Annotated in this window: 11 protein-coding genes and 1 pseudogene; 11 read left to right on the forward strand and 1 reads right to left on the reverse strand. The window is 39.5% G+C overall.

Translation table 11 applies throughout. The features are described 5' to 3' along the window. Window positions 1-1,200: 1,200 nt before the first annotated feature. The 10 genes from pssD to PX481_RS12000 all read left to right on the forward strand — a co-directional run bounded on the left by pssD (window position 1,201) and on the right by PX481_RS12000 (window position 12,327). A complete protein-coding gene (gene pssD, locus PX481_RS11955) occupies window positions 1,201-1,641 on the forward strand; it encodes a PssD/Cps14F family polysaccharide biosynthesis glycosyltransferase (RefSeq protein WP_002760856.1) in 441 nt (146 codons plus the stop codon). Between the two features lie 33 nt (window positions 1,642-1,674). Further along, entirely contained in the window at window positions 1,675-2,202 is a 528-nt protein-coding gene (locus tag PX481_RS11960) for a glycosyltransferase (RefSeq protein ID WP_041804884.1), read from the forward strand. Window positions 2,203-2,677: 475 nt separating this feature from the next. Further along, complete coding sequence (locus tag PX481_RS11965; RefSeq protein ID WP_002760862.1) at window positions 2,678-3,802, forward strand: glycosyltransferase family 4 protein; 1,125 nt, start codon at window positions 2,678-2,680, stop codon at window positions 3,800-3,802. 11 nt (window positions 3,803-3,813) lie between these two features. Then, entirely contained in the window at window positions 3,814-5,931 is a 2,118-nt protein-coding gene (locus PX481_RS11970) for a GumC family protein (protein ID WP_002760863.1), read from the forward strand. Between the two features lie 72 nt (window positions 5,932-6,003). Beyond that, window positions 6,004-6,930 (forward strand): glycosyltransferase family 2 protein, encoded by a 927-nt coding sequence (locus tag PX481_RS11975; protein ID WP_002760865.1) that lies wholly within the window; start codon window positions 6,004-6,006, stop codon window positions 6,928-6,930. Between the two features lie 39 nt (window positions 6,931-6,969). Next, the gene (locus PX481_RS11980) at window positions 6,970-8,352 is read left to right on the forward strand and encodes an oligosaccharide flippase family protein (RefSeq protein WP_002760867.1); all 1,383 of its coding nucleotides are present in this window, start codon (window positions 6,970-6,972) and stop codon (window positions 8,350-8,352) included. 17 nt (window positions 8,353-8,369) lie between these two features. Then, complete coding sequence (locus PX481_RS11985) at window positions 8,370-9,314, forward strand: glycosyltransferase family 2 protein (protein WP_002760869.1); 945 nt, start codon at window positions 8,370-8,372, stop codon at window positions 9,312-9,314. After that, window positions 9,311-10,597 carry an O-antigen ligase family protein gene (locus PX481_RS11990; protein ID WP_288094634.1) on the forward strand — a complete coding sequence of 429 codons (1,287 nt, stop codon included), beginning with the start codon at window positions 9,311-9,313 and terminating at the stop codon, window positions 10,595-10,597. The genes PX481_RS11985 and PX481_RS11990 overlap by 4 nt, the downstream gene beginning before the upstream one ends. Next, window positions 10,569-11,666 (forward strand): glycosyltransferase, encoded by a 1,098-nt coding sequence (locus tag PX481_RS11995; protein WP_002760871.1) that lies wholly within the window; start codon window positions 10,569-10,571, stop codon window positions 11,664-11,666. The genes PX481_RS11990 and PX481_RS11995 overlap by 29 nt, the downstream gene beginning before the upstream one ends. 19 nt (window positions 11,667-11,685) lie before the next feature. Next, entirely contained in the window at window positions 11,686-12,327 is a 642-nt protein-coding gene (locus PX481_RS12000; RefSeq protein ID WP_002760872.1) for a serine O-acetyltransferase, read from the forward strand. 68 nt (window positions 12,328-12,395) lie between these two features. Here PX481_RS12000 and PX481_RS12005 read toward each other — a convergent pair whose 3' ends face one another. Beyond that, complete coding sequence (locus PX481_RS12005; protein WP_288094635.1) at window positions 12,396-12,533, reverse strand: hypothetical protein; 138 nt, start codon at window positions 12,531-12,533, stop codon at window positions 12,396-12,398. On the opposite strand from PX481_RS12005, the pseudogene PX481_RS12010 reads away from it, so the two are divergent. Further along, window positions 12,516-12,603 (forward strand): annotated as a pseudogene (locus PX481_RS12010) (IS200/IS605 family transposase); the annotation flags it as partial. The gene PX481_RS12005 and the pseudogene PX481_RS12010 sit on opposite strands and share 18 nt — an antisense overlap.

The following is a 12,603-nucleotide window of genomic DNA, read 5'->3' on the forward strand; positions in this document are numbered from 1 at the left end:
CCCCGTCTGGGATACGGTTATCTCCTCGCTGGTGTTAGGTTTATACATTCGCGATCCCCGCAGCGGTTTAGCTTTCCCCGACTAAAGGTAATAGCAATTTTGTAGGAAAATTTCCTTGACAAAAAACCTTAATTGTGATAAAGGAAAAATTGATCGCTCGACTCTGGTGGGGATAAGTACCTAAGCAAAATTAATTACACATATCTAACCCCCCCTTGCCTCTTGGCTCCTGCATGAGTGCCTTTCTTCACTAGGAAATTTATTTTGCACGACTACTTAGCTGCCGGTTCCCGCATTGACGGGATGTGCAGGAAAGCAAGAGGCACTGAGACTTAAGCGCAAGCTATGACCTTTAAGTACCTAAGCAAAATTAATCACATATACATGAGTTAATCTGAGAGACAGTTCATTCGATATGCGATTACCCTGTAATACTAAATCCTGTTTAAAAGGGATAGAAGAGTGGGGAGCAGGGAGCAGGGAGCGGGGATTAGTGAGAGGAAGTTCGAGGATTTGTACTAAAATTCCCAATAGGCAGTTTAAAGGCAGTACAGCTTACAGCATTTCTCAGATAGATGAGGTTTGCTCTTGCATCTGAAATACTTGATTAGCAAGGATCAGTCTGTGCTTCACCTTTACGAGAAAGGCTGTATATAAAACTTTCTAGTTTTGACCGTTAAAACTGGATTTCGATAGTAATCAACTCCCTAACGGGGGAAAGAAGACGAAGGCAATTAATCCCTACAGCAGTGTCTTTTTGCTCCTATAAAATAAAGCTTAATATCTCTATCTAAAGGGATATGATTAATTTTCCTAGCTCATATAGAATAACCAGTAAGAGATGAGCAAAATATGAAAGCATATAACTGACTGTCTAAAGTAAATTATTCTTCCTCGATACATTTCTTGAATTTAAACCTCAGTCATATATATGAATACCCTAAGTACAGGACAAAAAATAATTTCTTCTCTGGCAAAAATGGTTCCAAGCTTTATCTGGAGAGACTTTCGGGATTATGTTCCAAAAGTGCTACCGTGCAAGGCTTTCAAAGATTTTGTCCTGTACTGAGATGAATACCTTCATCTGTAATTAGCAGGGCTAACCCTTTGAAATTATCACCGATATTAGCAAGGAAATTATCTACAATCACCATGCTATTAAACCTTTGTCGACCAATTATAAACTAGGATAAAACACTGATGAAAGTCCTATTAGTTGCCTCGACGGGAGGTCATTTCCAAGCGATGCAAAAACTGCGACTTTTTTGGGAAAACCACAATTGTTGTTGGGTCACTTTTCGTACCCCCGAAACCCAAGAAATCTTGCAAGACTATCCAGTTTATTGGGCTTATGCCCCGACTAATCGCAATATTCCCAACCTATGGCGTAATTTTGTCTTAGCAGCCCAAGTTCTTCTCAAAGAACGTCCTCAATTAATTTTATCTACAGGGGCAGGAGTTGCCGTTCCCTTTATCATTTTGGGCAAGTTATTGGGATGTAAAACAGTCTTTGTTGAGTCTTTTACACGGGTTGAAGCTCTCAGTTTATCGGCACGATTAGCCCAACCATTTTTAGATGTTATCTATGTGCAGTGGGAACAGCTAAAACAACGTTATGCTAAGACCGAAATGGTAAATTAACCGATATTTATGGCAATTGTCGAGGAAAATACTATGATTCTAGTCACTGTCGGTACAGAGCAGTATCCTTTTAATCGTCTGATGGAATGGATAGATAGTTTAATCAAACTAAGTATAATTTCTCCAGAAGAAAAAGTGATTGTCCAATACGGTTCTTGTACCCATTTACCGAAAAATGTGGAAGCATACCCGATTTTGCAGCCAACAGAGTTTCAAGACTTAGCCCAAAAAGCCCGTTTAATTATTGCCCATTGTGGAGAAGGAACGATTGATTTATTGGCGACCTTGAAGGTTCCCTTTATTTTAGTTCCCCGTTCCCATATTTTCGGTGAACACGTTGACAATCATCAACTAGAATTAGCGGCAGCTCTCCGGCTGAAAGGAATTTGTATTGCCCAATCGAAGCAGGAATTAGCTTACTTTGTCAGTGAGCCTAAACTGACCAGTTTAGGGAAAGCTCCCACGGATTATTATCACGATATCTGTGATTCTTTAAGTCAACGCTTTCAGGATAGGGCTCTCTTATTCCTCTTATTGTGTGATCAGTTTAACTTACTATAGAAGCGATCAATCTTTGTGTCCTCTGTGTCTCTGTGGTTCCTTCCACTCGCTCGCCAGCAGGACTGTATCTTAGAATACATTTTACCCACCAAACTCAAGAGAGCCAGGATAGTTACGAGCCTCGTCTAGCTTCTACTTGGCGGAAAGTATCTCTCTCTAGAAAACTCCGAAAAATTTCCGAGGGATTGTTTGTAGAAATCAGCTACCTGTGGAAAAACCTTAGCCGCTATCTCCACTTTTCCTTTCTTCAGTCCTGTCCTTTAGGAATGTCTTCACTTTAAGACCTGGCACTATATAAGAGGGAAAACTGTCTATTAACTGTCTATTAATTGACGCAATTGTGATTAAAATCACGGTTAGATCGAGGTAAGTCTGTTTCAGTAGATTTATATTTTCCAGTGATTTAACACTCACTTGTCTTCAGACAACTTATAATTTATTCTTTCCAAAAGTCAACTATTTTTAGGAATCAACTATGGCTAATCGATTAAGAGTGATCATGCTCGGACCTGATCCCCACGAACAGGGCGGCATGGGGTCAGTGGCTTCTTTGATTTTAAATACACCTATACCCAATATTAAAATTCAATATTTGTCCACTTGGAAAGCTTATTCGGGCAAGGCAAAAATCGGCAATTTGTTGCATTTAATTGCCACCTTTAACCAAGCATTTCTGTCTTTTTTGCGCCTGTTATTGCAGGGAAAAGTTGACGTAGTGCATCTTCACCTCTCGGAAAGGGGCAGTGCTTTAAGAGTCAGTATTATGATGGTCTTTGCCCTGATTTTTCGTAAACCGATTATTATCCATGCCCACGGTTGTGAATTTCATGAATTCCACGATAACTTAGCTGCACCTCTGAAAAAAAGCTTGGATTGGCTGCTACAACAATGCACCTATCTGATTGCCCTATCCCAAAGCTGGCAGAATTATTATATTTATCATTGTGGCCTAAAAAGTTCTCAGGTTTTGCTCCTAAATAATCCCGTACAGCTGCCCGCCCAAATTCCCGAACGTCAAAACAGACAGCAATTAAATTTAGTTTTTTTAGGTAGAATAATTCAACGCAAGGGAGTATACGACCTCCTGCACGCTCTCGCCAGACTAAGCCAAGAATCCCTAGGCAAAATCCATTTAATTTTAGCGGGTAGCGGTGAAGTTGACCAAGCTCAAGCTCTCGCCCAAGATTTAGGCATAGAACCATATATTAGTTTCCCTGGTTGGATTAACCCCCAAGAACGCGAGCAGCTCCTTGCCCAAGCAGATATTTTTCTCTTACCTTCCTATAATGAGGGGCTACCCATGGCCCTTTTAGAAGCCATGAGTTGGGGACTAGCGGTAATTACTACACCCGTGGGCGGCAGTGGCGAAGTTGTAATTCACCAACAGACAGGTTTATTGGTTAATCCTGGCGATAGGCAAGGATTGGCAGATCAGTTGGAATTATTGGTCAATAATGAATCACTCCGCCTAAAATTAGGGAAAAATGCCCGAGAGTTCGTTACTCCTTTGGATATCAATAACTACAATAGGTCTCTTGCCAACCTATACCAATTAGCCCTTAGAGCAGCCAAATCTTTGGCTGTAGAACCAAGTTTTTAGTACCTAAATTTATGGAAAACCGACACCTAACTGAGGAAATTGATTTCCTCAAATACTGGTCAATTGTTAAGCGTCATTGGCTCCCCGCCACGGCTGTGGCAATGTTGCCATTAATGGCCTTGCTATACTTAGCTTTTTCGTCCGAAAAACAATACGAAGCTTCTGGTAAACTCAAGTTTAAACGAGAAAATGTTACCTCTGCCTTGGTCACGGAAGCGGGTGAGAAAATTGGCAAACTCGATTCGTTAAAAGTTCAAGATACACCTCTAGATACAGAAGCAGAAATTTTGCAATCGGCTCCCATAGTTACTGAAGTGATTAAAAACTTAAATCTTAAGGACAAAAAAGGAGAATTGCTGATATATGAAGACTTTTTAAAGAATTTAAAAGTTACTAACATACCGGGTACCGATATTTTGATGGTTAGTTATAGAAGTCCCAGTGGAGATCAGTCCGCAAAAGTAGTTAATGAGGTGATGAAGAACTATTTAAAAAATAATATCACCTTGAATCGGGCAGAGGTCGAGGCGGCTAAACAATTTGTTAGTCAACAATTACCGAAAGCTGAAAAAGCTTTAAGAGAAGCAGAAAGTAATTTACAAAGCTTTAAAACCAAGAATCAGATCGTTGATTTGCGAGGAGAGGCAAGCCTACTTGTACAGCAAATTGGGCAATTAGATCAACAAATTAGTCAACTGCAAGGAGAAAAGGCTAAAGTGGCAGCAAAAAGTCAAGAACTACGCCAAAATATCGGCACAAATCCCCAAAAAGCGATCGCTCAAAGTAAGGTTAATAATTCCATTGCTGTACAGAATGCTCGCCTGAAACTGCAAGAGGTGGAAAGAGAATTGGCTGTGGAACGCACCCGTTATACAGAAGCTAACCCAGTGGTGATAACATTAAGAGACAAACAAGCGGTTTTAAAGAATTTATTGAATCGGGCAGTCCAAGAAGCGATGACACAACCCGGAAGTAATTCTCGCGTGTCTCAAAGCAAGGACTTACAGGACAGTTTGACAGAATATCTAGTCAGTAATGAAGCGGAAAATAAAGGTCTAATCAAGCAATTAACTTCTCTACAAGAAACAAAAGCTGCCTATGCTCAACGGGCTAAACAAATTCCACAACTAGAGCAAAGCCAAAAAGTTTTAGAGCGTCAAGTGGAAATTGCTCAAACTTCCTACCAAGCACTCAGAAAAAATCTCCAGGAGCTAGAAATTACCGAAAAACAGCAGGTAGGCAATGCTCAAATTGTCAGTGATGCTGTGCTTTCTAAATATCCGAAATCATCGCAAAAACAGTTAGAGACTATCGGTATAGTTGTAGGGGGTATAACTTATTTATTAACGACTTTTCTGTTAGAATTGGTTTCTCCTTCACTTAAAAGTATTAAAGAGATCAAGAAAATTTTTCCCTATACCTTTTTAGGTTCTTTGCCTCGACCAAATAAAAAAATGACTAATATCATTCTTCAAGAACAGCCCAATTCCCTATTTAGTCAAGCCTATCGCCGCGTTTTGTCCCAAATCACTATTGCTAATCCCGACAAAAATCCGATAACTGTTATTGTTACCAGTAGCATTTTTGGAGAAGGAAAATCAGAAGTAGCTGCTAATTTAGCTCTGGCTAAAGCTGAACTTGGTAGTCAGGTTTTAATAATTGATGCTGATCTCCCTAATCCTCAACAACAGAGAATTTGGTCTTTAGACAATGATCAAGGCTTAAGTGATATTTTGGCAAGAAAAACTCAATTATCTTTAGCAATCAAGAATATTAGTAAAAATCTCGATCTTATCTTAGCAGGTCATCAAGTTATTAACCCATTAGCTCTATTTAATAGTGATAAAATGGAGAGTTTATTGTACGAAAGCCTCGAAACTTATGACTTTATTATTATCGATGCGCCGCCGTTGCTTTTGAATGATATTACTCTCCAAATTAGCCCCAAAACAGACGGGATTATTTTCGTAGTCAACCCAGAAAAACTAGAGACCACCACAGCCATACAAGTGCAAGAAATACTGAAGAAATATCAGTATAACCTGCTTGGTTTAGTCGTTAATGGAGTGAGAATTGATCGGGAATCAGAACCTTATTTTCGCTATGCCAAAAGCTACTTTAACTCTTGATTATCTTGATTAATTACTATATACATAAAAAGTATTTTAGTTATATTAAATCTCTAAATTTAACCCAAAAAAATGAACGCATATCCCCTAGTATCTATTATCATCCCTGCCTATAACACTGAATCCTATATTGCCAAAGCTATTCAATCTGCCCAAGAGCAAACCTTAACCAATATAGAAATCATTGTTATTGATGATTGTTCCACCGATAACACTCTTGCCATTGCCCAAAGTTTTAATGATCCCCGTATTATAATTATCCATAATTCAGAAAATCTTGGAGCAGCATCTACCAGAAACAAGGCAATTAAATTGGCAAAAGGTAGCTGGTTAGCTCTCTTGGATTCCGATGATTGGTATGAACCAAACCGCCTGGAAACTCTCTTGGAAGTTGCCCAAAAAACTCAGGCAGATCTAGTTAGCGATGATGTGTATCTCATTTATGATCAAGCACCGTCGCCCTGGACAACAGTAATTAAAATGAGTGGGCAAACCCTTGCTCACCCCCTGGTATTAGAGCCAATTTCTTTTATTACAAAACAAAAGTTTGAAAGTAAAAGCCTCTTTGTCACGATGACTAAACCAATTATCAATCGTCAATTCTTACTAGCGCATAATCTTGAATACGATCCCACTCTCAGACAAGGACAAGATTATTGGTTTTATTTAGACTGTTTGTTAAAGGAGGCTAAGTTTATTTTTTATCCCTATCCCTACTATTATCAAAGAACTAGACCAGGCTCCCTGACTCAGCAAAAAACCTCCCTAAGACTAGAATCTTACTGTCGAGCTAACCAAAAGTTTTTAGAAAAAATAGAAGTAAAAAATAGTCGAGAATTAACCAGAGCTTTAGTTAAGAATTTGCGTCATCTTCAGAGGTTTAAAAATTATTATAAAGTTGTTGAACCCCTGAAAGAGGGAAAATTTTTGGAGGCCCTACAAGCCCTCAATATCGATTTCTTGCTCCTGTTCCTGCAACGCATTCCCACACTTTTATAAAACCATCTATCCCAAAAACCCGCTTAGGAAAAAACTATTATGAGCTTAAGAGCAAAAGTGATGCGTGGGGGAGCTTATCTAGCGGGACGGCAAGGTCTAGGTATGGTCTTAAGTATTATCAGTGTCTTCTTAGTTACCCGTCTAATCGGTCCAGAAAATTATGGATTATTTGTATCGGCGTTTGGAGTTTTTTCCTATCTGCAACGGATTTTTCAGCTAGGAATTAATTTTTATCTAATTCGAGAGATTAATCCAGAAGAAGAACCGCATAATTATCATCAGGGATTTACCCTCATGCTTCTACTAGGTATTCTTGGTTTAATACTAGGAATTATTACCATTCCTTTGCTGGCACAATGGATTAAGATAGGCAATTTTTCAGCCCTTGCCATATCCCTATTTTTGAGTTTACCTTTTGTCCTCTGTTTTCAAATTCCCTTAGCTAAATTAGAAAGAGAATTAAACTATAAAAAAGTTGCCATGATTGAATTGCTCAATCAATGCCTCTACGTTTTAGTAAGCGTTTATTTCGCCTTCCAGGGAGCGGGAGCATGGGCATTAGTAGCGGCTTGGTGGGCGCAAACTCTCCAGTCAGTGGTGCTGTTTTTCTGGTGTTCCGGTTATCGTCCTCGATTATTCTGGAATCTCGTTTTAGTCAAAGATATGTTAGGCTACGGCATAACTTTGTCCGCAGCCCAGTGGATTTTCTTTTTGCGAGACCTAGTTAATCCCCTGCTGGTGGGACGTTTTGGCGGAGCAGAAGCCGTCGGTTTTGTTGCCTTAGCCATTCGTTTAGTCGAAGTTCTCAGTTTTGTTAAACACGCAACTTGGCGTATTTCCATGGCCGCCTTAGCCAAAATTCAAGATAACCCGCCCAAGCTACGCTGGGCAATTACCGAGGGTATGAGCCTACAAGTCCTCGCTCTCGGCCCGATTTTGGATGTAGTCGCATGGACTTTACCTTTGATTATCGGTTTGGCTTTTGGGGAACGCTGGCGCGTCGCCCTACAGGTATATCCCTTTATTGCCTGGGCTTATTTGACTAATTCCCTCTTTAATCTCCATTCTTCCACACTCTACGTTCTCAGAAAAAATACCTATGTGGCTTTATTTCACCTTCTCCACGTCGCCCTTTTTGCAGGAGGAGCTTGGTTACTGTTGCCAAAATTAGGTATTGTTGGCTATGGATGGGCAGAAGTTATCGCCCTTCCCGCTTATGGTCTGATTCACCTTTTTATTACTAAAATCATTGGCAGCCCCGATTATCGTTTAGCCCTCCTCTGGTGGGCGGCCTGTTCTCTTCCCTTATTTGTTCAACAATTGGGTATGTGGACGGGTTTCGGTCTAATTTTTGTGATCCTACTGCCGATAACACGCCAACAAATTCGCAGTTATTGGCATAGTTTTCAACATTCTTCCTGATTTTTCCTGAACAGCCCATGATTAACCCCAATCAGTCGCCCCTAGTCAGCATTTTAATCAATAACTATAACTATGCTGGTTTTTTACCGGCAGCGATTTCTAGTTCCCTAGAACAAACCTATCCCCATCTGGAGATAATTGTGGTAGATGACGGTTCCCAGGATCGTTCTCGTCAGGTGATAGAAGAATACGGTCAGCAAATTATCCCCATATTCAAAGTTAATGGTGGTCAAGCTTCCGCTTTTAATCAGGGTTTTGCTGCTAGTAGCGGAGAAATTATCTGTTTTTTGGATGCAGACGATTTATTTAGTCTTAATAAAGTTGAAAAGGTCGTAGAGATTTTTCAGGACTATCCCGATATTGGTTGGTGTTTTCACTCCTTGCAGATGTTTACAGATAAAACTGCTGCCCCAGACCATGCTACCCCAAAATCAGTCAATTCAGGAGTTTATGATTTAAGAAATTGCTTGTCCCAGGGAAAACTGCGAGGAAAAATGCCCTTTGAGGGTACAGCCACCTCTGGCATCTGTTTTCGCCGCTCTTTTTTAGAGCAGTTATTACCCATGCCCGAAGAAATTAGAATTACTAGCGATGATTACTTAAAATACGCCGCTTTTGCCCTAACTCCGGGCTATATTCTCCTAGAAAAACTTGCCCAACAAAGAATCCATGCTAACAACGCTTATACTTTACGAAAAAAACAAAAATCTTTACGGGGTAAAATTAATATTTTAACTGCCTTTTGGCTTAAAAGTAATTTTCCGCAAATGTCGAAATTTACTAACAATATTTTTGCTCTCGGCTATAGCTTCTATAATCGAGAAGATAATGGCGACCCGCACCTAAAACTTCTCATTCACAAGTATTTCTGTTCTCTTACCATAGGAGAAAAAATAGAAGTCCAGATCAGAAGAATTTATTATTGTTTAAAATCAAAGATTAATCCTCTTTTTCAACCATGATCAGAATCCCCCCACTACTGGAAAAGTTTATAACTATTTTTAGTCTAATTTTTTACACACGACTATTTTCTTTTGAAAGCTTATTTGTCCATTCCGAGGGGGAATTAGCCGTCAGTTCTCCTGACTATACTCCCTTAGATCCACTTCTCTCTTTAATGCAGCATGGAATCGCTTTTGTGGTTTTGGTGCTAATGGCTCTCCGTTGGCAACATACCATCGGATTTTTTCGCCGTAATCCCTTTCTTTGGTTACTAATTATTCTGGTACTAATTTCCGCTAACTGGTCGAATTTTCCTGAGATTACCCAAAGACGTTCCTTCGCTTTTTTAGAAACTTGTCTATTTGCCTTATATTTTGCCTCGCGCTACGCAATTAAAGAACAACTAAGACTAACAGCTTATGCTTTAGGCATCACTGCTATTATTAGTTTTTTCTTCAGCCTTGCCTTCCCCTCTAGTGCTTTAGAATCGGGAGTCCATGCTGGCTCATGGAGGGGTCCTTTTCTCCATAAAAATCTCTTTGCTCGTTTAATGACCTTAATTTGTCTAGTTAACCTACTGGTCACACCAGTTAATCGGAGAGAAGGCTATCTATTTTTAGCCTTTTGCTGTCTCTCTTTTGGAATGATTGGACTTAGCACTTCTAAAAGCGCTCTTTTTATTGGTATAATCCTATTCCTACTAATGCAAATTTACCAAACTATTTCTTGGCAAGATTATATCAGAATTCCTCTCTGGTTAACTGGGCTTTTACTGGCAGGTTCTTTATTTCTTTGGATCGGGATGAATTTAGAAGATATTATTACTGCTTCTGGTCGAGATTTAACCCTATCAGGAAGAACTATTATTTGGTCTGCTGTTCTTGATAAAATCCAAGAAAGACCTTGGCTAGGTTATGGATATGTAGGGTTTTGGTATGGATTAAAAGGACCTTCTTCCTATGTACAGAAAGCCTACGGTACTACCTATATACCTCCCCACTCTCATAATGGCTTCCTCGAACTAGCTATTGCTTTCGGATTAGTGGGAACTATCCTATTTATTATGAGTTTTTTATTAGTTATAAGACGCGCAATTATCTCTGCTATTTATCAATCCCATCACGAGGGTTTATGGCCGTTGATGTACTTATCATTTCTGATACTATATAATCAAACTGAGTCCACTTTACTCGAACATAACTCCATTTTTTGGTTGTTGTATATGTCCCTAGCTCTATCTCCTTTTTTACCTCAGCATAATGCTCAATTAAACTATGAACAAAATAGCGTTTTTTCTCAGTGATTTAGATGGCGGTGGGGCCGAACGAGTTATACTTAACTTGGCTAATGGTTTTGCCCAACAGGGAGAATTTGTTGATCTAGTTTTAGCTCGAAAAGAAGGTTTATACTTAGGACAGATTGACCCCGGGGTGAATACTATAGATTTAAAAGCCAAAAGTCTGTTTAGGAGTATCCCCTCCCTAGTCAAATATCTACAAAATCAACGTCCACAAGCCATGATATCAGCCCTAGAAGATACCAATATTGTTGCTCTTATGGCTAAAATCCTAGCAAGGAAAAAAATATCTGTCTTTGTGACAGTACATAATAACTTATCTCAAGAAATACGCCATGCTCAACAGTGGAAGCGCAAAATAGTTCCCTATTTTCTGCGGTGGATTTATCCTTTTGCTAACCGAGTGGTTTGTGTTTCCCAAGGAGTCGCCCAAGACTTAATTAAATTTGGCATCAAACCTCAACAAATTCGAGTCATTTATAATCCGATTGTTACCCCAGAATTAATCGTCAAACTGCAAGAAAACCTAGAACATCCTTGGTTTTTACTTGGTCAGCCGCCAGTAATTTTAGGAGTGGGAAGACTCAATCATCAAAAAGATTTTCCTACCCTAATTCGGGCTTTTGCTTTAGTTCGACGAGTGCAACCCGCTAGATTATTAATACTAGGAGAAGGAGAGACCCGCAGCGAACTTATATCGTTGATTAAAGAACTAAATTTAGATACAGACGTACAATTAGAGGGATTTGTCGAAAATCCTTTTGCTTATATGAAAAAGGCACAGGTTTTAGTATTATCCTCCGCTTGGGAGGGTTTTGGTAATGTTTTGGTAGAGGCAATGGCTGCTGGCATTGCAGTGGTATCGACGGATTGCCCTAGCGGACCAGAGGAAATTTTAGATAAAGGAAAATACGGTTCCCTAGTGGCGATCGCTGATTCAGCAGCTATGGCAGCGGCAATTCTTAATACCTTGAAAAATAACGTCGATCCGAGTTGGCTAAAAAATAGAGCCGAGGAGTTTTCTTTAGAAAAAATCCTGGATCAATACCGTTTACTAATAGAGAAAAAACTTTAGTGGATTTTTATCTAAAATTATGAAAAAATTGCAGTCTTTTCAACTGATTTTAGCAGCGATTCAAGCAGATATTGATCGCTATGTTGTTACCGACAATTTGTCTTGGCTAGAAGTGGTTTTAACCAAAAGAGGTTTTTGGGCGACCTTGCAATATCGTGTCAGTCGTTGGATTCATTTTCATTTCCATTTTCCTATTCTCCGGAGTCTCCTAAAAGCTATTTGCCTCATTTGGCGTTTAATCCTTGAAATGATTACTGGCATAGAATTACCTAACCGGGCTGAAATTGGTCAGGGTTTGTTTATACCCCACGCTCACGGCATTATTGTTCACTGCGATGTTCAAATTGGCGAATACTGTAATTTAAGCCAAGAAGTGACTATTGGTGTGGCTGGCCGGGGAGAAAAAGCGGGAGTGCCTAAAATTGGGGATCGTGTATATATTGCCCCTGGTGCGAAAATTTTTGGATCGATTATTATTGGTGATAATGTAGCCATCGGTGCTAATGCAGTAGTTACAAAAGATTTACCCGATCAGGCGGTGGCGGTGGGTATCCCCGCTAAAGTTATTAGTTATCAAGGTTCAGAAGATTTTATTCTCTATCGAGAAACCCCAAAAAATTCTCAGAAAGTTTTCCCAACCTCTTTTCAAGATCGACCCTAGAAGTCTTGAACTATAGCTTCGCCAAGTACGAAAGCGACTAATGATATTCTCAATCTTAATTGAAATGACTATAATATTGTCGCCATAATAAACTCTTTTGCTAGAACTATTAAGACAATATCAAAGAAACGGCGTTGTTTAATCTCTTCGGGTCTAATTCCCCGCCGCTCGCGGCGTACAATAGAAAAATGAGTGAATACATCCATAAGAGCCATAATGTAAGTGTTTTGCTATATCATTTAGTGTTCCCAGCCAAATATCGTAAAGCCGTTTTCG

The organism is Microcystis sp. M53603_WE2 (genome assembly GCF_030065435.1).